Source organism: Rhodococcus sp. NPDC003382, from assembly GCF_053589135.1.
This window is the reverse complement of sequence record NZ_JBSFRH010000028.1, coordinates 24,099-45,381: the sequence shown is the minus strand read 5'-3', so window position 1 is coordinate 45,381 and position 21,283 is coordinate 24,099. Positions and strand designations below refer to the sequence as shown.

At 70.8% G+C, this 21,283-nt stretch carries 20 protein-coding genes, 1 pseudogene and 1 riboswitch; of the genes and pseudogenes, 6 read left to right on the top strand and 15 right to left on the bottom strand.

Annotated features, from left to right (window positions below; translation table 11 throughout):
• Nucleotides 1-81 precede the first annotated feature (81 nt).
• Complete coding sequence (locus tag ACWDUD_RS19110) at nucleotides 82-1,686, top strand: alpha-(1->6)-mannopyranosyltransferase A (protein WP_450110295.1); 1,605 nt, start codon at nucleotides 82-84, stop codon at nucleotides 1,684-1,686.
• Nucleotides 1,679-2,581 carry a phytoene/squalene synthase family protein gene (locus tag ACWDUD_RS19105; RefSeq protein WP_450110294.1) on the top strand — a complete coding sequence of 301 codons (903 nt, stop codon included), beginning with the start codon at nucleotides 1,679-1,681 and terminating at the stop codon, nucleotides 2,579-2,581. Before ACWDUD_RS19110 ends, ACWDUD_RS19105 begins: the two co-directional genes overlap by 8 nt.
• A 44-nt stretch (nucleotides 2,582-2,625) precedes the next feature.
• On the opposite strand, the gene ACWDUD_RS19100 is transcribed toward ACWDUD_RS19105, so the two are convergent.
• Nucleotides 2,626-2,997, bottom strand: coding sequence for an Rv2175c family DNA-binding protein (locus ACWDUD_RS19100; protein WP_307846373.1), 372 nt, complete (start codon nucleotides 2,995-2,997; stop codon nucleotides 2,626-2,628).
• Nucleotides 2,998-3,147: 150 nt separating this feature from the next.
• Here ACWDUD_RS19100 and pknB point away from each other — a divergent pair, with 150 nt between their 5' ends.
• The gene (gene pknB / locus ACWDUD_RS19095) at nucleotides 3,148-5,166 is read left to right on the top strand and encodes a Stk1 family PASTA domain-containing Ser/Thr kinase (protein WP_450110293.1); all 2,019 of its coding nucleotides are present in this window, start codon (nucleotides 3,148-3,150) and stop codon (nucleotides 5,164-5,166) included.
• A 75-nt stretch (nucleotides 5,167-5,241) separates the two neighbouring features.
• On the opposite strand, the gene ACWDUD_RS19090 is transcribed toward pknB, so the two are convergent.
• The 12 genes and pseudogenes from ACWDUD_RS19090 to ACWDUD_RS19035 all read right to left on the bottom strand — a co-directional run bounded on the left by ACWDUD_RS19090 (nucleotide 5,242) and on the right by ACWDUD_RS19035 (nucleotide 16,136).
• A complete protein-coding gene (locus ACWDUD_RS19090; RefSeq protein WP_450110292.1) occupies nucleotides 5,242-6,627 on the bottom strand; it encodes a class II 3-deoxy-7-phosphoheptulonate synthase in 1,386 nt (461 codons plus the stop codon).
• A gap of 58 nt (nucleotides 6,628-6,685) precedes the next feature.
• Nucleotides 6,686-7,177: a polyadenylate-specific 3'-exoribonuclease AS gene (locus tag ACWDUD_RS19085; RefSeq protein WP_450110291.1), complete on the bottom strand. Its 492-nt coding sequence runs from the start codon at nucleotides 7,175-7,177 to the stop codon at nucleotides 6,686-6,688.
• Between the two features lie 54 nt (nucleotides 7,178-7,231).
• Entirely contained in the window at nucleotides 7,232-7,999 is a 768-nt protein-coding gene (locus ACWDUD_RS19080) for a lysophospholipid acyltransferase family protein (RefSeq protein ID WP_450110290.1), read from the bottom strand.
• 129 nt (nucleotides 8,000-8,128) lie between these two features.
• Nucleotides 8,129-9,108: pseudogene (locus tag ACWDUD_RS19075) on the bottom strand (ROK family protein).
• A 17-nt stretch (nucleotides 9,109-9,125) separates the two neighbouring features.
• Nucleotides 9,126-9,554: a hypothetical protein gene (locus ACWDUD_RS19070; RefSeq protein ID WP_450110289.1), complete on the bottom strand. Its 429-nt coding sequence runs from the start codon at nucleotides 9,552-9,554 to the stop codon at nucleotides 9,126-9,128.
• A complete protein-coding gene (locus ACWDUD_RS19065; RefSeq protein ID WP_450110325.1) occupies nucleotides 9,551-10,756 on the bottom strand; it encodes an ArsA family ATPase in 1,206 nt (401 codons plus the stop codon). Before ACWDUD_RS19065 ends, ACWDUD_RS19070 begins: the two co-directional genes overlap by 4 nt.
• A gap of 29 nt (nucleotides 10,757-10,785) precedes the next feature.
• Nucleotides 10,786-11,223 (bottom strand): SRPBCC family protein, encoded by a 438-nt coding sequence (locus ACWDUD_RS19060; protein WP_197254087.1) that lies wholly within the window; start codon nucleotides 11,221-11,223, stop codon nucleotides 10,786-10,788.
• Nucleotides 11,224-11,322: 99 nt separating this feature from the next.
• Nucleotides 11,323-11,712, bottom strand: a complete 390-nt coding sequence (locus ACWDUD_RS19055) for a polyketide cyclase / dehydrase and lipid transport (protein WP_450110288.1) — start codon at nucleotides 11,710-11,712, stop codon at nucleotides 11,323-11,325.
• Nucleotides 11,713-11,755: 43 nt separating this feature from the next.
• Nucleotides 11,756-12,883 carry a glycosyltransferase family 4 protein gene (locus ACWDUD_RS19050; protein WP_450110287.1) on the bottom strand — a complete coding sequence of 376 codons (1,128 nt, stop codon included), beginning with the start codon at nucleotides 12,881-12,883 and terminating at the stop codon, nucleotides 11,756-11,758.
• Between the two features lie 44 nt (nucleotides 12,884-12,927).
• On the bottom strand, nucleotides 12,928-14,280 hold the full coding sequence (locus ACWDUD_RS19045) for a hypothetical protein (RefSeq protein WP_450110286.1): 1,353 nt from the start codon (nucleotides 14,278-14,280) through the stop codon (nucleotides 12,928-12,930).
• Nucleotides 14,281-14,350: 70 nt separating this feature from the next.
• Nucleotides 14,351-15,394: an NlpC/P60 family protein gene (locus ACWDUD_RS19040; RefSeq protein WP_450110285.1), complete on the bottom strand. Its 1,044-nt coding sequence runs from the start codon at nucleotides 15,392-15,394 to the stop codon at nucleotides 14,351-14,353.
• 160 nt (nucleotides 15,395-15,554) lie between these two features.
• On the bottom strand, nucleotides 15,555-16,136 hold the full coding sequence (locus ACWDUD_RS19035; protein WP_197254081.1) for a C40 family peptidase: 582 nt from the start codon (nucleotides 16,134-16,136) through the stop codon (nucleotides 15,555-15,557).
• A 12-nt stretch (nucleotides 16,137-16,148) separates the two neighbouring features.
• Nucleotides 16,149-16,314: riboswitch (cyclic di-AMP (ydaO/yuaA leader) on the bottom strand.
• A 472-nt stretch (nucleotides 16,315-16,786) separates the two neighbouring features.
• Here ACWDUD_RS19035 and ACWDUD_RS19030 point away from each other — a divergent pair.
• Nucleotides 16,787-18,580 (top strand): DEDD exonuclease domain-containing protein, encoded by a 1,794-nt coding sequence (locus ACWDUD_RS19030; RefSeq protein WP_450110284.1) that lies wholly within the window; start codon nucleotides 16,787-16,789, stop codon nucleotides 18,578-18,580.
• Nucleotides 18,581-18,611: 31 nt separating this feature from the next.
• On the top strand, nucleotides 18,612-18,887 hold the full coding sequence (locus ACWDUD_RS19025; RefSeq protein WP_197254077.1) for an Lrp/AsnC family transcriptional regulator: 276 nt from the start codon (nucleotides 18,612-18,614) through the stop codon (nucleotides 18,885-18,887).
• Nucleotides 18,888-18,894: 7 nt separating this feature from the next.
• On the opposite strand, the gene trpD is transcribed toward ACWDUD_RS19025, so the two are convergent.
• Nucleotides 18,895-19,965: an anthranilate phosphoribosyltransferase gene (gene trpD, locus ACWDUD_RS19020; protein ID WP_450110283.1), complete on the bottom strand. Its 1,071-nt coding sequence runs from the start codon at nucleotides 19,963-19,965 to the stop codon at nucleotides 18,895-18,897.
• A 65-nt stretch (nucleotides 19,966-20,030) separates the two neighbouring features.
• A complete protein-coding gene (locus ACWDUD_RS19015; RefSeq protein ID WP_450110282.1) occupies nucleotides 20,031-20,477 on the bottom strand; it encodes a hypothetical protein in 447 nt (148 codons plus the stop codon).
• 139 nt (nucleotides 20,478-20,616) lie between these two features.
• Here ACWDUD_RS19015 and ctaE point away from each other — a divergent pair, with 139 nt between their 5' ends.
• On the top strand, nucleotides 20,617-21,228 hold the full coding sequence (ctaE, locus tag ACWDUD_RS19010) for an aa3-type cytochrome oxidase subunit III (protein ID WP_450110324.1): 612 nt from the start codon (nucleotides 20,617-20,619) through the stop codon (nucleotides 21,226-21,228).
• The last annotated feature ends 55 nt before the right edge of the window (nucleotides 21,229-21,283 follow it).

Below are 21,283 nucleotides of genomic sequence, written 5' to 3'. Positions count from 1 at the left end.
CGTCGTAGATCATCTGCACGGTGTCACGTGTGCACATCTGCACCGTGTCATTGCGTGCATCAGGGGGAGGTAACCGTAACCATGTCGTCCCCTGCTGCCTCCGACGCCGCACCGGACGCCTCACCGACCGCGGACGGGAAGCTGCGGCAGTCCGGCCGGGGCATCGGCCCGTTCCTGCGCAGCCCTGCCGGGAACGCCGCGCTGCTCGGGGCGGTCGGCGCGGCACTGCTGGCGTTCGGCAGTTTCGGTGCCGGGAGCGTCCGACGGCAGGATCCGCTGCTCGAGGAGATGTTCCTGTCGTGGCTGCGGTTCGGTCACGGGCTGCTGCTGTCGACGATCCTGGTATGGGCGGGCGTTCTGCTGATGATCGCGGCGTGGGTGCGGCTCGGCCGCAGTGCCCGCGCCGGTCTGGTGAGCCTGCGCGACACCTGGAAGGTGCTGTCCGTGTGGGTGGTGCCGTTGCTGATCGCGACCCCGCTGTTCAGCCGCGACGCGTACTCCTATCTTGCCCAGGGCGCGATGCTGCGGGACGGGTTCGATCCGTATGTCGACGGTCCGGTGGTCAATCCGGGCATCCTGCTCGACAACGTCAGCAACGTGTGGAAGACCACGACGACTCCGTACGGACCCGTGCACCTGCTGCTCGGCGCCGGAATCACGTCGCTGACCGGGGACAATGTGGTGCTGGGGACGTGGCTGTGGCGGCTGACGATGCTGCCGGGCCTGGTCCTGATGGCGTGGGCGGTGCCGAAACTCGCCCGCCGGATGGGTGGCGATCCGACCATCGCGCTGTGGCTGGCCGTACTCAATCCGCTCGTCCTGATCCACCTCGTCGGCGGTGTCCACAACGAACTTCTCATGGTCGGCCTCATGATGGCCGGCATCGTGCTCGTGCTCGAACGCCGCCACGTCGGCGGGATCGCGCTCGTGTCGCTCGGTGCGGCGATCAAGGCCACCGCCGGCCTGGCCCTGCCGTTCCTGGTCTGGGTGTGGATGGTGCACGAACGGGACCGGGCCCGTGAGGAGGGGCGCGATCCGGCCGCGCCGGTCCGGTTGTTCGTCAAGACCGCGGGTATCGGCGTCGTCGTTTTCGCCGCCGTGTTCGGTGCCGCGTCCGCGCTGGCCGGTGTCGGCATCGGATGGCTCACGGCGCTGTCCGGATCGTCGAAGATCATCAACTGGCTGTCGCTGCCGACGATGATGGCGCACGTCGTCACGTGGGTCACGCCGTGGCGCCTCGGCCCGGTGCTCGACGTGACCCGCATGATCTGCATGGTCGCGCTCCTGGTGATCCTCGTGTGGGCGTGGTGGCGGTTCCGGCGGACCGAACGCGACGCCGTCCTCGGCATCGTGGTCGTGCTGACCGCGGTGACCGTCCTCTCCCCCGCCGCGCTGCCCTGGTACTACTCGTGGCCGCTCGCCGTCGCCGCGGCCTTCGCGATGTCGACGCGGACGTTGATGGTGCTCGTGGGCCTGTCCACCTGGTTGATGGTGATCTTCAACCCGGACGGCTCGATCGGCATGTACAACGCGGCACACGTGGCCGTCGCGATCTTCGTGTCGGTGGTCGCGGCGCTGTCGCTGCGCACCGTCGATCCGCTGCACCTGCGTTCCCGGCGCCCGGCGCCCGCACCGGCGGCCGATCGGGTTCCGGCGGCATCCGCGGAGCCCTCCGCCGGTGACTGACGACCTGGGCGCGGCGTTCCGGTACTGCGAGCGGCTGACCGCCGCGCACGGCCGCACCTACCACCTGGCGGCACGACTGCTGCCCCCGGACCGTCGCGCCGGTGTGCACGCCCTCTACGGGTTCGCCCGCACCGTCGACGACATCGTCGACGTGACCTCCGTCGACGATCCCGCCACTGCGTCCCGGCAGGTCGACGCGGTGCACGCGCGTCTGCACGCCGCGCTCGCCGGTGATCCCGGCCCGGCCGACGACATCGGCCTCGTGGTCCGGGCCACGGCGGACACCATTCACCGCTACGAGATCCCCGTCGACTATTTCGAGGCGTTCGTGCGGTCGATGCGGATGGACATCCCGGCGACCGCCCAGTTCCGCGACCGGTACCGCGACATGGCGGAGCTGCAGGAGTACATGTACGGGTCGGCGGTGGTGATCGGCCTGCAGCTGCTACCGGTGTTCGGTGTCGAGGACCCCGACCGGGCGGGCCCGTACGCGGCCGCGCTGGGCACCGCGTTCCAGCTGACCAACTTCGTGCGGGACGTCGGTGAGGACCTGGCGCGCGGGCGGATCTACCTCCCGGCCGACGGCTGGGCCGCATTCGGGGTGGACGACGAACTGCTCGCCGAATGCCGGCGCACCGGCACACCCGATCCGCGGGTACGCCGGGCGCTGGCACATTTCGTGGCGCTCGCGCGTGCCGAATATCGGCGCGCCGAGCCGGGACTGGCATTGCTCCCGGACCGTGTCCGGCCGGGCATCCGGGCGGCGTTCGTGCTCTACGGCCGGATCCTCGACCAGGTGGAGGACCACGGGTACCGGGTGTTCGACCGGCGGGTCGTGGTGCCGCGCCGGCAGCGGGTGGCGGTGCTGCTCACGCAGCTCACCACCCGCCGCTGAGGCTCGGAAGCCCGAGGCTGTCGGTGAGAAGGCGAGATTGTCGCTCAGAAGCCCAGGGCTTGGGCCCGGCGGACGACCTCGCGCGCCGAGTGGGTGTGCAGGGCCGCCGCGGGGCTGCCACCTTCGAGCGAGTCGTCCTCGCGGAACAGCCAGGTCAGGATCTCGTCGTCGCGGAAGCCGCCGTCGTGCAGAACCGCGATCAGGCCCGGCACGCTCTTGAGGAGGTGCCCGTCCTCGCCGAAGAACGCTTCCGGCACGGCGAGCACGCCGTCGCGCTTGATCGCCAGGATCTGGCGGTCCCGCAGCATCTGGTGGACGCGGGTGATGACGACACCGAGTTGTTTCGACACATCGACGAGTTGCAGCACCGGGACCGAGGGGTCGAGGACGTCGTCGCAGAACGGGATTGAACTCACCCGGGTAACGTTATCGGGTTCGATCCGCTGTCCGCGCGAGACCGTCCCGTCCGGGGCGCTGGCTACGATCGACTGGGGTGTGCAGGCCCCACCCACTCAGGAACCGACCGACGTCGTGCACCGGCGTCGCAGAACACGGGGGTACACCGCGTGACCGCTGGAGGCGACCGCATGGTCGGCATCGTGCTCGATGGACGCTACCGGATCGAAGCGCCCATCGCTCGGGGCGGCATGTCGACGGTGTACCGGGGCACCGACCTGCGGCTCGACCGGCCCGTCGCCGTCAAGGTGATGGATCCGCAGCTCGCCGCCGATCCCCAGTTCCGCACCCGGTTCGAGTTCGAGGCCCGTGCGGTCGCGAAGCTGAACCATCCCGGTCTCGTCGCCGTGTACGACCAAGGGCACGACGGGGAGCACGCGTTCCTCGTGATGGAGCTGGTGGAGGGCGGCACCCTGCGTGAGCTGCTGCGCGAACGCGGGCCGATGCCCCCGCACGCCGCCGCCGCGGTCGCGGCACCGGTGCTCGGGGCGCTCGCCGTCGCGCATCGGGCGGGCCTGGTGCACCGCGACGTCAAACCCGAGAACATCCTGATCTCGGAGAGCGGCGAGGTGAAGATCGCCGATTTCGGGTTGGTGCGGGCCGTCGCCGCCGCCACCACGACGTCCCGCAGCGTGATCCTCGGCACCGCCGCGTACCTGTCGCCGGAGCAGGTGACGGTCGGCAACGCCGACGCGCGCAGCGACGTGTACTCGGCGGGCGTCGTCCTGTTCGAGATGCTGACCGGGCGCACCCCGTTCACCGGCGACACGTCGCTGTCGGTCGCCTACCAGCGGGTCGAGAAGGACGTGCCCGATCCGGGATCCTGCATCGACGGGGTGCCCCCGGAATTCGACGAGCTGGTCCGGCACGCGACCGAACGCGAACCCGGTCAGCGCTTCGACGACGCCGGCGCGATGGCGGCGGCGCTGACCGAGGTGTGCGAAACCCTGGCGTTGCCCCGGTACCGGGTGCCCGCGCCGCGCCGCGCACCCCGGCCGACCGCCGCGGACGCCGCTGTCGCCGCGCCTCCGGCCCCCGTGCCCGTCGAGGTGGCGGCATCATCGTCGGCGGCCTCGGCCGTGCACTCGGATGCACCCGCGACCACGGTGATTCCGTCCGTCCCTGCCCCCGCCGGTCCGGCTGCGCCGGTGACGACGCGGCACACGCGGGTCGTCACCCAGCAACAGCCGCGTGAGTTCGCGCCGGCGCAGGCGCCGGTGCCGCGTCCCGACTACGCCCTCGAACGTCGCGCCCAGCGGCGCCGGACGCTCGGCTGGATCGTCGCGATCCTGGTCGTCGCGCTGCTCCTCGGCTACGGCGGGTGGTGGCTCGGCGCGGGACGGCTGGCCACGGTGCCCACAATCGCCGGCCTGGATCGGGCGGCCGCGGTGTCGGCGCTCGAGGCCGCAGGGGTGTCGAACGAGATTCGCGGGCAGTATTCCGACGACGCCCCGGTCGACGCCGTGCTCGGTACCGACCCGGCCGCCGGTGAACGTGTCGGCGACGGCGAGACGGTCGCGCTGCTGGTGTCGCTGGGCCGGCCGACGGTTCCGAAACTGCCTGGTGGGGGCGACCGCGCGGCCGTCGAGGACGAGCTGCGGCGGCGCACGTTCGAGCCGGTCGACGGCGGCACGGCCTTCAGCAACACGGTCCCCGAGGGTGGGGTTGCCGCGCTGGATCCGGGTCCCGGCACGGAGCTGGCCGTCGGTTCACCGGTGAAGGTGATCATCAGCAAAGGCGCGGCCCCGGTGGAGATGCCCGACGTGTCGGGCAAGAAGCCCGACGCCGCCCGGTCCCAGCTCGAGGCTGCGGGCTTGACCGTGGTCGAGTCGAGGGAAGTGTTCGACCCGGACGTCGACGCCGGCCGGGTCGCGGGCACGGATCCCGCGACCGGTACCGAGGTCGGGGCCGGCAGCAGCGTCACTCTGCTCGTGTCGAATGCGGTGAAGGTTCCGTCGCTGCTGGGGCGATCGGTCACGGCGGCCCGCAACGAACTCGAGCGGCTCGGTCTCGGGGTCGAGGTACGCCAGGTCGCGGACACGGACCGGTCGGTGGTGATCGGTCAGAGTCCCGGCGCGGGTGATCGGGTGGAGCCGGGCGGCACCGTCACGCTGACCGCCCTCCCCTGATCTCGAGGATCTCGAGCACCGGAGACGCGTCCGGCCCCGGCGCGCGAGCACCGGGGCCGGACGTCGAGGGCAGTGTCAGCCGCGCAGCATCTCGGCGACGAGGAACGCCAGCTCGATGGACTGCTGGGTGTTCAGACGCGGGTCGCACGCCGTCTCGTAGCGGCCGTGCAGGTCCACGTCCGAGATGTCCTGGGCGCCGCCGAGGCACTCGGTGACGTTCTCACCGGTGAGCTCGACGTGGATGCCACCCGGGTGGGTGCCGAGCGCGTTGTGCACCTCGAAGAAGCCCTGCACCTCGTCGACGATGCGATCGAAGTGGCGGGTCTTGTAGCCGGTCGAGGACTCGTGGGTGTTGCCGTGCATCGGATCGCACTGCCAGATCACCTGGTGGCCGGTGGCCTCGACCTTCTCGATGATCCCGGGCAGCAGGTCGCGCACCTTGGAGTGCCCCATCCGCGAGATCAGGGTCAGCCGGCCCGGCTTGTTGGTCGGGTCGAGCCGTTCGACGTACTCGGCGGCCAGATCCGGGGTGGTGCTCGGGCCGATCTTGAGACCGATCGGATTGGCGAGCAGTTCGGCGAACGCGATGTGCGCACCGTCGAGCTGACGGGTGCGGTCACCGATCCACAGGAAGTGAGCGGACAGGTCGTACAGGCGCGGGTGCCCGTCGGTGTCGTCGAGGCGCAGCATCGCGCGCTCGTAGTCCAGCACGAGCGCCTCGTGGCTGGCGTAGATCGTCGCGGACCGCAGGTTGGGGTCGATGACGCCGCACGCGTCCATGAAGCGCAGCCCACGGTCGATCTCCGAGGCGAGTGCCTCGTAGCGGGCCCCGGCCGGCGACTTCGACACGAACTCGCGGTTCCAGTCGTGGACGCGGTGCAGGTCGGCCTCGCCACCGGCGGTGATGGCGCGCACCAGGTTCATCGCCGCGCTGGCGTTGGCGTACGCCCGGACCAGCCGTGACGGGTCGTGGGTCCGGACCGCGGCGTCGGCGACGATCGAGTTGACCATGTCGCCGCGGTAGGACGGCAGGCCGAGCGCGTCGGTGTCCGACGACCGCGGCTTGGCGTACTGCCCGGCGATCCGTGCGACCTTCACGACCGGCAGCGACGCACCGTAGGTGAGCACCACGGCCATCTGCAGCAGCGTCCGGATGTTGCCCTTGATGTGGGGTTCGGTGTTGTCGGCGAACGTCTCGGCGCAGTCACCGCCCTGCAGCAGGAACGCCTCGCCGCGCGCGACGGCGGCGAGATGGTCCTGCAGTTCGATGACCTCGCGGGGCACGGTGATGGGCGGCACGCTCTCGAGTACGGTGCGCATCGCCGCCGCCTGATCCACCGGCCAGTTCGGCTGCTGCAGCGCCGGCTTGGCGAGCGCGGCGTCGAGCTGCTCACGCATCTCGTCCGGCAGCGGGGGCAGTTCGGGCAAGCGGTCGATCGGCACGTCGACAGTCCAGTTCACGCTCACCAGGATATTGCCCCTGACCACCGGAGGTCACGCACCCCCGCAACCGGCGGGTTCACCGGGTGCGGCGGGCCGCTTCGATCGCCTCGAACTTCGCGAGGTTGTGGCGTGCGTCGGCGAGCGCGTCGTGATTGTCGTCCGGCACCGGCGGCAGCAACGGACGCCCGTGCTGCTCCCAGTGCTGGCGCAGTTCCCGGGTGAAACGCGGAATGGCGTCGGGCAGCTCGGGCATCGCGCCCCACAACTGCGCGAGGACGACATGGTCGTATGCCCCTATCCAGGCCCACAGCTCGGGCTGGATCCCAGGCCGGGGGATCAGGAAGGCGAGCAGGTCGTCGCGGATGCGCGCCCGCGATTTCCACGCGGGATGCGCTTCGGGGGGAAGTTTCGGCAGCACGTTGCGACGCACCCACGGACCGGCCCGGTCGGGATCGAACTCGTTGGACACCGCATAGAACTCACGGCCGTCCTCGCAGGCAACACCGATCGACACGAGCTCGATGGTTCGGCCATCCTCGATGAACTCGCAGTCGTAGAAATAACGCACGTGCGGACATTATGCCCGATAGGGTCGCGCGGCAACGATTCGCGTCGCCCCGATTCAGCCCGCCTGGGTGTCGGGCAACCGGTCGGCGTCGGCTGCGGCCGGCGCATTCGTCCCGGAAGCCGCGTCCTCCCCTGCCTTCTCGGAGGCTGCACCCTTCTTCTTCAGGGTCGCGGCGTAGATGTCGACGTATTCCTGGCCGGACAGCTGCATCAGCGCGTACATCACCTCGTCGGTGACGGTGCGCTCGACGAAGCGGTTCCCGCCCATCCCTTCGAAGCGGGAGAAGTCGATCGGCTCACCGATCTTCACGGTGATCTTCGCCGGCCGCCACATCTTCGAGCCGATCGGGTTCATCTTGTCGGTACCGATCATCGCCACGGGGATGACCTTGACGCCGGTTTCCAGGGCGAGGCGCGCCATGCCGGTCTTGCCCTTGTAGAGCCGTCCGTCCGGCGACCGGGTGCCCTCCGGGTAGATGCCGAGCAGTTTGCCCTGACCGAGCACGCGGACGCCGGCGTTGAGGGCGTCCTGCGCGGCGTCGGCGCCGGTGCGGTCGATGGGCACCTGGCCGACGGCGGAGAAGAACCAGCGCTGGAATCCGCCCTTGAGGCCGGTTCCGGTGAAGTACTCGCTCTTCGCGAGGAAGGTGATTCGCCGGCGCACCATCAGCGGCAGGAAGAACGAATCGAGGACCGCCTGGTGGTTACTCGCGAGGATCGCCGGGCCGTCCGACGGAATGTTCTCTCCGCCTTCGATTTTCGGGCGTCCCATGAGATACAGCAGCGGCCCCAGCAGAACGTATTTGAACAGCCAGTACCACATGGCATCCCTCCTGAACCCCGCCCGCACCACCACGCGCGCTCGACGATCGACTCTACGTCCACGCGGTGTCGGCGTGCACACCGCGACCCGCGTGCACGCGAGGTCACACCGGCGGACGTGACCAGCATCTCAGTCGGACGGACCGATCCTGCCGGGGTGCGCCGGGCCGCGGGCGAGATCCGCGGCGCCGATCAGTCCCGCCGCGTCCCCCAGATGCGCGGCGCGGATCCGCGCGAGCGGGCGATGTCCGGTACCGGTGAGGGCAGCGGCGTAGTGGTCGCGGGCGTCGTCGAGGAACAGCGAGGCCGAGCCCGACACACCCCCGGCGATCACGACGAGTTCGGGATCGTAGATGTCCGCGACGGCCGCCAGGCCGACTCCGAGCCAGCGCGCGAACTCGGCCATCGCGGCGACCGCGAGCACGTCCCCGTCCTGGGCCGCAGCCGCGATCCGGCGGCCGGTGAGCGACCCGGGATCGGCCGCGGCGTCACGGGCGAGCAGCGAGCGGCCCCGGACCGTGGGCAGCAGGTCGACGGCGTGTCCACGAGTGCCGTGCCGCTGCAGTACCGCTCCCAGCATCCGCGTTTGCCGCACGCGCAGACCCGGCCGGCCGGAACCATCTGCAGGTGCCCGAGTTCCGGGGCGACACCGTGAGCGCCCCGGTAGATGCGGCCGTCGAGCAGCAACGCTGCGCCGATGCCGGTGCCCAGCGCGACGAGGACCACGGTGTGCGCACCGGCGGCGGCCCCGAACCGATATTCGGCCCACGCTGCGGCGTTCGCGTCGTGTTCGAGGACGACGGGCATCGCGAACCGGTCGGTGAGCCGCTGCGCGACCGGCGCGTCCACCCAGGCCAGGTGGGGCGCGAACAGCACGGTGCGACGGTCGACCGCGAGGAATCCGGCGACGGCCAGGCCCACCGCGGCGACATCGTTGCGTTCGGACAGGTACCGGACGGTCTCCTCGAGCGCGTCTTCGAGGGCGCCGGCCGACGCCGGGGTCGCCGCGCGCACCGAATCGACGATCGTTCCCGTGCCGTCGACTACCGCGGCGCGGATGCTGGTGCCGCCGACGTCGATGCCGATCGTCAGCCCTTCCGGGTCAGCCATGTCGGTTCCCGCGCGGATCAGGGCCGGATCGTGACCGGAATGGACACGAACCCACCGTTCCGGTCGGTCGGTTCCGGCGGCGGAGTCGGCTCCGGACCGCCGGAACCCGCGGGGCCGGTCGGCGGCGGGAGGTAGCGGGCGAGCAGTTCGCGGATCAGCGCGATGAGCGCGGCGATCTGGGTGGCCAGCCGGGTGAGCAGTTCGTGGGGTTCGCCGCGCAGCAGGGCGGCGGCGGCACACACCGGGCACCACGAGCAGCCGGCGGAGGGTGCGGGGGTCGGCATGCCGGAAGGGGCGGCATCGGCCGGTGTGTCCCCCGGCCCGGCATCCGCCGGTGCGGGAGGCTGCGCGGCCGCGTACTGCTGGACGGCACGGTCGACACGGTCGAGAACGGCCTCGGCGAGCAGCCGCAGTTCGGCGACGAGGGCGTCGTGTTCGGAGCTCACTGCGGCCACACCGCCGGATCCGGAACGAATCGCACCACCAGGTCGCCGCCGTCGAACTCGGCACCGGAGACCGTGCAGCGCCGCAGACCCGACGCCAGCCGGACGCGGCGGCGGATCCCGTCCGCGCCGACCACGAGGTCGTCGTCGACCCGGCCCAGGGTCAAGGTCGCCGGATCTGCCAGCGGCAGATGCATCCGCATCGTGTACACCGAATCCACCCCTGTCCCCGATTCGTGTTGGACCCGGATCGGGGTCGTGTCGGCGGCCGCCGGCTCCCGAACATCCCGATCGTCCCGGTAGAGCGCCCGGGCAAACGCCCCCAGAGACGCCAACCCTACCGGTTCCGAGGCCTGCCGCTCACATTCGAGGACCGGCACGTCACCGACCGAGGAGACGATGTCGTCGAGCACCGACCGTTGCGTCCTGCGCTGCGCGGCGAGCCAGTCCGCGGCCGGTCCGGTGCCGGCACCGAAGTCGGGCACGAGGCCGTTGACGATCACACCGTCGAGGCGCAGCCCGGACAGCGCCGTCCACGAGCGGAGCCGGCGCAGTTCGGCGGCCGAGACACGGTCGGCGGTGCCGACGAGGGTCACCGACGTGCGCCGCCGGTCCGCGAGCAGATCCGCGATCTCCCCGAGCCGGTCCAGCATCCGGTCGAACAGCGCCACGACGAATCCGAGCCGCAGGTCCGGTCCGGTGGCGGCCTCGATCCGGCTGTGCCGCGGCCAGATCCGTTCGACGTAGTCGGCGGCCGTGCGGGGCGCGGCCAGCGTGCCGAACGCCGCGGCCCCCGACGGGCAGTCGACGACGACCGCGTGCCGTCGGCCGTCCGAGGTCAGGCGGGCGATCTCGTGGAGGGCGAAAACCTCCTGCAGGCCGGGCACACCGGTGATCTCCCCCGGCGCGGGCAGCGCGAACCCCGCGGCGTGCTCGTGTCCGCCTCCTGCGGCCGCGAGGAGCCTCGCCAACGCCGCGAAGCGCTGTTCGAGCAGGGCGAGCGAGTCGATCTCGAGGATGTCGAGTCCGTCGGCGACGGACCGGACGACGCCGGGCGCACGGTCGAGACCGAACAGGTCGGACAGCGACGACGCCTGATCCAGCGACACCAGCAGCACCGGGTGCTGCGGGCTCGCGGCCGCGACTGCGGTGGCGGCGGCCACCGTGCTGGTTCCGGCGCCGCCCTTGCCGACGAACAGCCGCAGGCGGGTCTCGGCGGTGCCCTCGTTCTCGCTCAGCCCTCGACCTGCTTCTTGAGTTCCTTGAGCGCGGTGTCGGTGATCACCTTCTCGGCCTTGCGCTTGAACAGGCCGATCATCGGGATCGTCAGATCCACGGTCAGTTCGTAGTCGACGGTGGTGCCGCCGCCCGGAGCGTCGGACAGCGCGTACGTCCCGGACTGCGCCTTCTGGATCTCACCGGATTCGAGTTCCCAGCTGACCGAACGGCCGTCCGCCGCCCACACGTAGCGCAGCACGTAGGTGTCCTTCACGATGCCCGCGTCGAGCACGAACCGGACACGCTCGGCACGACCGTCCGGAAACCTGTCGAGCACCTCCACCGACTTCGCCGCCTCCACCCAGGTCGGGTACTCGTCGAAATCCGCGATCACGGACATCACCCGATCGGCCGGAGCAGCGATGGTGATCGACCGCTTGGTCTTCTCGGCCATGCGATGACGCTTCCTTTCCGTCTGTTCCGCCCGGCCACATCCCCCGGGACGGTTGTCTGTCCCCACACCGTAACGGTCGCTGCCGTCACCGGCCGATCGTCAGTACTGCGGAGGCTCCCCCGCGGGCCGGCCGGTCTCGAGCTGCTGCTTGATCTCGAAGGTCATCTTCTTTCCCGCAACCCGCCGTTCCCGGTTCAGCTTCGCGAGGTCGAGCATGCCGACCCGTTCCGGCGCGACACCGGTCGGTTCGCAGTGCAGGAAGTAGTGGACGACGGCGCCGTCGAGCATCTCCTCGAGCCACACCTCCATGGTCCCGTTCAGCGGACCGGTGACCGCCCAGCGAATTCCCTTCTCGCCGCGGTCTTCCCGGACCGTGAGGGCCAGATCGGGCCACCACACACGCCATCGGTCGCGCCGCGCGACGGCCGCGGCGATGCGCTCGGGCGGCGCGGCGATGAAGGTCTGGTCCGACACCTGAATGCTGCTCACGGGGGACAGCTTCACATACGGCGGTGGTCGGCTCGATGCGGGGTCAGCTCAGGATCTTGCGCAGCTTCGCGCCGAGGGTGTCCCAGCGCCATTCGGCGCCGACCCAGGCGCGGCCCGCGGCGCCCATCGCGGCGGCGCGGTCACGGTCGGCGAGCACATCGGCGATGGTGTCCGCGATCTGCGCGACGTTCGTGCCGTCGACGACCCGCCCGGTCTTTCCCTCCTGCACGGTCTCGGGTGCGCCGCCGGATCGTCCGGCCACGACCGGGACGCCGGTCGCGGACGCCTCGAGGTAGACGATGCCGAGGCCTTCGACGTCGAGACCGGCACCGCGGGTCCGGCAGGGCATCGCGAAGACGTCGGCGATCGTGTGGTGCGCGGCGAGTTCCGCGGCGGGGACCCCTCCGGTGATCACGACGTGTTCCTCGACGCCGACCTGCCGGACCAGCTCGCGCAGCCGTCCCTCGTAGGGGCCTCCACCGACGATCACGAGCACCGCCCCGTCGATGCGGCGCCGGATCTGCGGCAGCGCGCGGATCAGCATGTCCTGGCCCTTGCGGGGTACCAGCCGCGACAGGCACAGCACCGTGGGCCGGTCCCCCAGCCCGTACCGGGCGCGCAATTCGGCGCGTGCGGCCGGATCGGGCCGGAACACCTCCGTGTCCACACCCGAGGGCAGGTGCTCGAGACCGGCGTTCGGCCCGAAGGCGGAGGCGAACCGGCCACGGGTGTAGCGGCTGACGAAGGTGACGGTGTCGGTGCCGTCGCCGATGCGCCGCAGCGCACCGCGTGCTCCCGGCAGCATCGACCAGCCGACCTCGTGCCCGTGTGTGCTGGCGACGATCTTCCGCGCCCCCGCGCGCCGGAGCACCGGGGCCAGCAGCGCCAGCGGTGCGGCCGCCCCGAACCAGACGGTTTCGCAGTCGTGCTCGGTGAGCAACCGGGTCGCGCGGCGCGCCACCACCGGGGTGGGCAGCATCAGGGTCGTGGGGTGGCGGACCACCTCGAACGGCTGCCGGGCGTCGAACTTCGTGTGACTGTCGCCGCGCCACCGGGGTGCGTAGACGACGAGGTCCTCGGCCGGCAATTGCGCCGCGAACGACTGCAGGTACGACTGTATGCCGCCCGGGCGAGGCGGAAAATCGTTCGTCACCAACAGTGTTCGAGGCATGACGTTCACCGTATCGGTGCGGGTTCGACCGCCGGGTGGGCGGGTCACCGGGTGGACGCGGCCAGGCGGTCGTCGACCCAGCTCCCCCACGCCGCGACGAACGTGCCGGTGTCGGTGCCGAGCACGTCGGTCAGCACGGCATCGAGCTGCGCTCCGTCGATCGGCCCGCGGGCGAGCCGCCGATACAGTTCGGTCAGCCGCGCGGGCCCGTAGTCGTCGGCGGTGTAGGCGGCGAGCGACCATGCCGTCTCGTAGGCGAGCAGCGACCGTTCGTCGGTGAACTCGGCGTCCTCGGGCAGCGCGGCCGGGGTGCCGTTCCGGGTGACGGCCGCGGTGAGCGTCGGCGCCGTCGCGTCGAACTCCTCGTCCGCACCGAGATATCCGATGTAGTCGGCGTAGCCCTCGAGCATCCACAGCGGGGAGCCGTCGACGGTGTCAGCGCGGGCGGCGATGTGGGTGAGTTCGTGCCGCAGCACGGTCCGCAGGCCCTCGGCGTCGAGCCTGTCGGCGGCGGCCGGGCTGAACACGATGCGCTGTCCGGTGGCGCTGCCCGCGCGGGGATCCACGGCATCGGACACCGCGACCGCGGCGATCCCGGCGCCGTTGTGCCGGTCGCCGACCTGATGGGTGAACTCGTCGTGGGACGAGGTGACGAGGACCACGGCCCGGCGCGACCAGTCCGTTCCCCAGATCCGGTCGACGGCGCCGACGGCGGGCTCCATCTCCCGGGCGATCGCATCCACGAGCTCTTCCTGCTCCGGGTGGCCGATCACCAGCGACCTCCCGCCGGAGCGTTGCGGCACGGGTTCGACGACGAGCGGCCCGAAGTCCCACGGGCCACGCCACGTGACCCGGCCGGGTCCGGGTTCGTCGTCGACGAGACGCCAGCCGTCGTCGCGCCGCACGACGACGACGGTGACGGGCTTGCGGGTGGGTTCGGCGTCGATTCCCTCGATCGCGTAGCGCAGGTACACGGTGCGTGTCTGCGCCTTCGCGTCGCCGAGCCGAGCGGCGACGTCGGCGGGCACCGGGGCGGGTTCCGCGTTGCCGAGCTCGTATCCCCAGTCCGAGAGCGGGACCTGCGCCACCGCGGCGGCCCTGCGCAGTTCCGCGTCGAGGAAACCGGGCCGGGCCCGGTCGTCGACGAGCGTGCGCAACGTGTCCGCGTCGGCGGCCCGGACCGCGGCCGCCCAGGTGTCGAGCAGCGCCTGGATCTCCTCCGACGCCTGGATCTCCTCAGGCGCCCTGTCGACGGGCCCGGATCGGGGGCTCGTGTCGTCCGGGGTGAACAACACCAGCAGCGCGACGGCGGCCACCACAGCGGCGAGCCCGACGACCGCGAACCGCTCCCAGCGTCGCGGCGCGCGCGGTCGCGGAGAGGGCGAGGAATCGGGCACGGCGGACAGTCTAAGACCGCGCCCCACCGAGCACCGGAATGGTGGGCCGGGCCTCGGTCCGGCAGCAGGGTCAGTAGCGGCGGGCGCTGTGGAACGGGAAGCTGTCCATCGATTGGACCTTCACCGGAACACCGAACGTCGACGCGTGCACGATGTTGCCGTCACCGGCATACATGCCGACGTGGGACGCGTCGTCGTAGAAGATCACCAGGTCGCCGGGCTGCAGCTGGTCGCGCGAGACCGGGGTGCCGCCCTGCGCCTGGGCCTGGCTCGACCGCGGCAGGGTCTTTCCGACCTGCTTGTACGCCCACACCATGAGCCCGGAGCAGTCGAACTGGTCGGGGCCGGTGGCGCCCCACACGTAGGGGTCGCCGATGCGGGTCATCGCGGCCCGAAGAGCTGCGGATCCGGTGCCGGGCGCGAGCTTGGACAGGATCGTCGCGGCGTCCAGGCCGGGTGGGAACGGGGTGCCCGCAAGCACGGCCTTCTCGTCGTCGCTCAGTTTCGAGAACGCGTCGTACACCCCTTCGATCTGATTCCGGAGGTCGGTCTGCTGCCGCTCGAGGTCGTCGCGCAGCGTCTCGGCCTGCTCGGCGGCGACCCGGGCGGCGTCGGCGGAACGTTCGGAGGCCGCGGCCGCCTCGGCCGCCGCATTGTTCGCAACGCGGTAGCCCTCGACGTCGTCGGCGGTCTGCTGGGCGATCACGCCGAGCGTGGACATCTGATCGAGCAGCTGCTGCGGGGAATCGCTGACGAGCACCGAGTACAGGCGGTTGGTGCGGGCACCGCGGTAGTTCGCGGCGGCGAGCTTGTCGATCGTGGGGCGGAAGCGGTCCACCTCGGCCTGCGCCTGCGCCAGGACGCCGCGGTCGGCAGCGAGGCGAGCCTCGGCGTCGCGCTGGGCGTTCTGCTTGGCCTCGAGGTCGATGACGGCGTTGTGGAGTGCCTCGTTGGTCTGCTCGGACCTGCGGGACAGGTCGGCGAGGTGTTCGAGCGCGGCCGTCGGATTGTCGGCGGCGGGATCGGCGACCGCGGGAACGGTCAGACCCGCCGCCAGGAGCACCCCGGCCACGAGCCCGGCACGCAGCGTCCGCTTCGTCCTGTCGAAAACCACGAGAGCGACGTCCTTTCCCCAAAGATCTCGATAAGGTTACGGAATGGCATAGGTTTGTGTCTACCCGGCAGTAGCCGCCGTCACCCGAGTGCAGAAACGCCGCGAGGGTGGTATCGGCTCGTGGGCCGATACCACCCTCGCGGGCGGATTCCCTGTGTGATCAGAAGCGGCGAGCGCCGTCCACAGGCATCGAGTTCAGCGGCGCGATCTTCACCGGCTGACCCGAGGTGGAGGCGTGCACGATGTTGCCGCCACCGATGTAGAGGCCGGTGTGGCTGCCGCCGTAGAAGGAGACGACGTCACCGGGCAGCAGCTCGGCGATGGACACGGCGCGACCCGCACCGGCCTGCTCGTAGCTGGTACGCGGCACGTTCAGACCGGCCTGCTTGTAGGCCCACTGCACCAGACCGGAGCAGTCGAACGAGTTCGGGCCGGCAGCGCCGTAGACGTAGGGCGCACCCAGCTTGGACTGCGCGGCGTCGGCGGCACGCTGGCCGACCGAGGTGTAGGGCGCGGTGAACTGAGCCGGGGCAGCCTGCGGGGCCGCGGGAGCCGCGGGGGCCGGCGGGATGAGGTTCGTGACCTCCGGCGGCAGGTTTGCGGGCAGTTCGACGTCGCCGATGCCGGGGATGTTGATCGGGGCGGCCATAGCGGGGGCGGCCGAGAGGGTCAGAGAGCCGAGCGCGAGGGCTCCGGCGACGACAGCGCGACGAATGTTGCGCGTGGACTTGTGAGACGCCACGGGGGTGTTGCTCCTTCTTCCGTCATCCGCCGACCGAGTTAGCTGACGGGTTCGGGCCGGGAAGATCAGCCCTACCCCTCGGCCGCTGACGCGACCGGAGGAGATTCACCCCAAGTAACAAGTGGGTCCCCGGCACGGGCACCCGATCTCGGGTGCGCCGATTAGGCGGTGGCCTAGCGGCTCCGGTCCGGTGGGCCGGCAAACTCTCCGCTTGGTCTCGAGAAGATTACGAAACGGCATCGACGGATGTCGACCGGCCCGCGTCCGAATTGACCGTTGGGCCCGCTCGGCGCGGACCGGAAGTCACACCGGGTCACGCTTGATCACGAACCGATAACGACGGGCTGTCGTAGGGCCCGCGGCACGCCACCCCGGCTCGGGGCCCACAGCACGGTCGCACCCGCCGCCGCGACGCCGTCTCCGCAGGCCGGGACGCATTTTCGCAGCGAGGCCGCCGACCGCGAGCCGCCCTCCACCCCGAACCTCCAGGGGCTTCGCGAGACGGAACAACGGAGCCGGATTCGACGACCCGCAGAGGACCGTCGAATCCCCGTGCGAAAAACCGGTGTGATCCTCGCCACTCAGTGCTTTCGGCAGCGCTCACAGCCCGGTTCCCGAGGCTGTCGGTGCCGCTTCTTAACCTGACGTCCATGACGTCCCCGCTCCGGTCCGGTCCCATACCTCCGACCGGCGTCCAACTCGCCTTCGACGAACTGGACACCCCGCTGCGGGGCACCACGTTCGTCGTCGTGGACCTCGAGACCACCGGCGGCAGCGCCGAGAACGACGCCGTCACCGAGATCGGGGCGGTCAAGGTCCGCGGCGGCGAGGTCCTCGGCGAATTCGCCACCCTCGTCGATCCCGGTCGCGACATTCCGCCGGCGATCGTCGAACTGACCGGGATCACCACGGCGATGGTGCGGGCCGCGCCGCGGATGGAACAGGTGCTGCCGTCCTTCCTCGAATTCGCCGCGGGTTCCGTGCTGGTGGCGCACAACGCGGGATTCGACGTCGGCTTCCTCCGCGCGGCCGCCGCGCGCAACGACACGGCCTGGCCGCGGTTCCCGGTGGTGTGCACCGTGAAACTCGCGCGCCGGGTCCTCGGGCGCGACGAGGCACCGTCGGTGCGTCTGTCCGCACTCGCCGACCTCTTCCACGTCTCGACCCGCCCGACGCACCGCGCCCTCGACGACGCCCGCGCGACCGTCGACGTCCTGCACGCATTGATCGAACGCGTCGGGAACCAGGGCGTGCACAGTCTCACCGAGCTGCGCGACTACATCCCCGCGATCAGTGCGGAACAGCGGGCCAAACGGACGCTCGCCGCCCACCTGCCCCACCGGCCGGGCGTCTACATGTTCCGCGGACCGTCCGACGAAGTGCTCTACGTCGGCACGGCGGTGAACCTGCACCGCCGCGTCCGCAACTACTTCACCGGGTCCGAGACGCGCCCGAGGATGCGCGAGATGGTCGCACTGACCACACGCATCGACCACGTCGAATGCGCACACGGGCTCGAGGCCGGGGTCCGGGAACTGCGGCTGCTCGCCGCTCACACTCCCCCGTACAACCGCCGGTCGAAGTACCCGACCCGCGGCTGGTGGATCAACCTGTCCGACGACGCGTTCCCCCGGCTCGTGGTGGGCCGCACGCCCGGCGTCGACGCGCTCGGACCGTTCTCCGCGCGCGCGTCCGCCGCCGAGGTCGCGGCGACACTCGCCGAGGTGTGCGGACTGCGCACGTGCACGCGCCGGATCGCGCGCAGCGGCCGGCACGGCGACCGGTGCCCGCCCGAGGCCGTGGGAGCCTGCAGTGCCGCCCCGTACGGCCTCCAGAGCGCCGAGCAGTACGCCGCGCAGGTCGCGGTGGCACGCGAGCTGCTGCGCGGCAGCGACGACACCGCCCTGGTCCGGCTGCGCGACCGCATCACCGACCTCGCCGGCGCCGAACTGTTCGAGAACGCCGCCCGGCTGCGCGACCGCGCCGCCGACGTCGTGCGGGCACTGCGGAGAACGCAGCGACTGGCCGCGCTCGCCGCCGTCGACGAGTTGATCGCGGCGAAACCGCGTCCGGAGGGCGGGTGGGAGTTCGCCGTGATCCGCTCCGGAAGACTCGCGTCGGCCGGGGTCGCGGCGCGGCACGTGCCACCGATGCCGGTGGTCGAGGCGATCGCGGCCGCGGCCGAAACGGTGCGACCGACCGCGGCGCCGCTGCGTGGCGCTCCGGTGGAAGAGATCGGGCTGGTGGCCCGCTGGCTCGACGAGGACGGCATCCGGATCGTCCGGGCCACGCACGGCTGGACGGAACCGGCCCGCGGGGCGGGGGCATGGATGCACTGGGTGGACAAGGCGCGGGAGGCCCGGTCGGACTCGGTCGACGTAGTCGCCCGGTCGGACACCGCCGACAGGGCCACCGCCGCCGGGGTGCGGCACCTTCTAGGCTGAGCACACCCGCGAGCAAGAGTGAGGAGCGCTCATGATCAACGCCATCGTCCTGATCGACGCCGAGGCCGACCGGATCCAGGAAGCCGCGCAGGCGGTCGCCGACCTGGACGGGGTCGACAAGGTGTATTCCTGCGCCGGCGACGTCGATCTGATCGCCATGGTGCGGGTCCGCGACCACGAGCAGATCGCGGAGGTCGTCACCGGCCGTATCAACAAGGTCGAGGGCGTCTCCCGGACCGTCACGCACATCGCGTTCCGGTCGTACTCGAGTTCCGACGTCGAAGCCGGATTCTCGATCGGCGAATAGCCGCGGATCAGCCGGCGGCGCCGAGCCGGGTCGTGGTTTCCGCCCACGTCGCCAGCACGCGCTCGGCACCGCCGCTGTCGACGGCGGCAGCGGCCTCTTCGAGGCCTGCCGCGAGCGCATCCTCGAGCGAACCTTCCACTCCGCGGTAGGCCGCGATCGCCCCCGCCGCGTTGAGCAGGACCGCGTCGCGGACCGGCCCGGTCTTCCCGGCGAGCATCGCACGGGCGATCGCCGCGTTCTCGACGGCGTCGCCACCGCGCAACGCCTCGAGGGGAACCCGGGCGATGCCCAGCACCGTCGGATCGAAGGTCTGCGTGCGTACCGCGCCCTCGTGCACGATCCGCACGGTCGAGGTCGTCGAGAGGGTCAGTTCGTCGAGCCCGTCGTCGCCGCGCACCACGAGCGCCGAATTCCCGCGTGCCGCGAGCACCCCGGCGATCGTGTCGAGCAGGCCCGGGAACGCGCACCCGATCAGCCCTGCCCGGGGCCGCGCCGGATTGGTCAGCGGGCCGAGGACGTTGAACACCGTCGGAATACCGATCTCCTTGCGGGTCGGACCGGCGAAACGCAGCGCGGGGTGGAACACCGGCGCGAAGCAGAACCCGATCCCCGCCTCGGCGAGCGACTGCGCGACCTGCTCCGGGCCGAGCGTGATGTGCACACCGAGCGCCTCGAGCACATCGGCGCCACCGCTCTTCGACGATGCCGCGCGGTTGCCGTGCTTCACCACGCGGATACCGGTCGCCGCGACGACCAGCGACGCCATCGTCGAGATGTTCACCGTGTTCGCCCGGTCGCCGCCTGTGCCGACGATGTCGACGGCGTCGTCGTCGACCGGCACGAGTCGCGCGTGCCCGAGCATCGAGTCGGAGAGCCCGAGAACTTCCTCGGGTGTCTCCCCCTTCATCTTCAGAGCGACACCGAACGCGGCGATCTGCGCGGAGGTCGCATTGTCGGACATGATCTCGTCCATCGCCCACTGCGCCTCGGACCTGGTCAGGTCACGGCCGGAGGTCAATGCGCCGAGCACCGCGGGCCAGCTCTGCGCCACCTCGTCCGCCGGTCGTCCCGCGTTCATCGCACCCACCTTCGCCGCACCTCGCTCCGTTACCGGGCACCGTCCGCGCCCCTTCCGCTGGGAGCTTAGTCAGCTGCGGAATCGGGCTGCAGTGCGTCCCATCCCGTGGCCGTTCCGCCGAGGCGCTGTGCCAGCCCCGCCATCCGCGACTTCTCCTGGGCGCAGTGCATCGCGTCGAGGATCTGCACCCGCTGCAGGACGAACCCGGTACGGCCGTTCGTGGGGGTGTGCACGGGGGCTGCCTTCACGTACCCCTCCTGGCCGGCGAGCTCGACGGCACGGTCCACGGCGTCGGCGGGGAGTTCGAGATGGTGCCGGAGCACGGCTTCGTCGCCATCGACCCAGCGCGGCGCGGTCGCGGCTCCTCGCTCGAGGGCACCGGAACACGACTCGGCGTCGTCGAAGGACGACACCACCACGACCAGGTCCGTCCGCGCCGGATCCAGGGGCGGTCGGCGGCCCCCTCTCAGCGCTTGCCGGAGACGTTCCCAGATCCCTGTGACACCGCTCATGCACACCACGATCGCACGGTCGGTGGCCGGGGGCACATCCCGGTCGCTGCACGGCCAGGACCAGGCGATTACCTGCAAAGACGCGCCGAATTCCGCCCCGATTGCCCAAGACTTACTACGACGGGTCATACTAGCCAGCGTGACGAGCGCAGTAGGGACTTCAGGAACTGCAATCACCCAGCGCGTGCACTCGCTGAACCGGCCCAACCTGGTCAGCGTCGGCACCATTGTGTGGTTGTCCAGTGAGCTCATGTTTTTCGCAGGGCTCTTCGCCATGTACTTCGTGGCACGGGCTCAGGCCCACGGTGATTGGCCGCCGGCCCCCACCCACTTGAACCTGTTGCTGGCGGTGCCGGTGACGCTGGTGCTGATCGCGTCTTCCTTCACGTGTCAGCTGGGTGTGTTCGCCGCCGAGCGCGGTGACGTGTTCGGGCTCCGCCGGTGGTACGTCGTGACCCTCGCGATGGGCACGTTCTTCGTGCTCGGCCAGGGCTACGAGTACATCAACCTGGTTCGCGAAGGCACCTCCATCTCGAGCAGCGTGTACGGCTCGGTGTTCTACATGACCACCGGTTTCCACGGCCTGCACGTGATCGGCGGCCTGGTGGCCTTCGTGTTCCTCCTGGTCCGCACCCGGGTCAGCAAGTTCACTCCGGCGCAGGCCACCGCGGCGATCGTCGTGTCCTACTACTGGCACTTCGTCGACATCGTGTGGATCGCCCTGTTTGCCACGATTTATTTCATCCGTTAGCCAGCTGTACGCCCAGGCAGCCCCCTGACGTCCAGTCCGTCCCGACATACAAAAA

Excerpts from the sequence above, each read along its gene's own strand:
- ACWDUD_RS19080 (WP_450110290.1), bottom strand. The coding sequence starts at position 7,999 with ATGTGGTACTGGCTGTTCAAATACGTTCTGCTGGGGCCGCTGCTGTAT.
- ACWDUD_RS19110 (WP_450110295.1), top strand. The coding sequence starts at position 82 with ATGTCGTCCCCTGCTGCCTCCGACGCCGCACCGGACGCCTCACCGACC.
- ACWDUD_RS19025 (WP_197254077.1), top strand. The coding sequence starts at position 18,612 with ATGATCAACGCCATCGTCCTGATCGACGCCGAGGCCGACCGGATCCAG.
- trpD (WP_450110283.1), bottom strand. The coding sequence starts at position 19,965 with ATGAACGCGGGACGACCGGCGGACGAGGTGGCGCAGAGCTGGCCCGCG.
- ACWDUD_RS19050 (WP_450110287.1), bottom strand. The coding sequence starts at position 12,883 with ATGCCTCGAACACTGTTGGTGACGAACGATTTTCCGCCTCGCCCGGGC.
- ACWDUD_RS19060 (WP_197254087.1), bottom strand. The coding sequence starts at position 11,223 with ATGGCCGAGAAGACCAAGCGGTCGATCACCATCGCTGCTCCGGCCGAT.
- ACWDUD_RS19030 (WP_450110284.1), top strand. The coding sequence starts at position 16,787 with ATGACGTCCCCGCTCCGGTCCGGTCCCATACCTCCGACCGGCGTCCAA.
- ACWDUD_RS19015 (WP_450110282.1), bottom strand. The coding sequence starts at position 20,477 with ATGAGCGGTGTCACAGGGATCTGGGAACGTCTCCGGCAAGCGCTGAGA.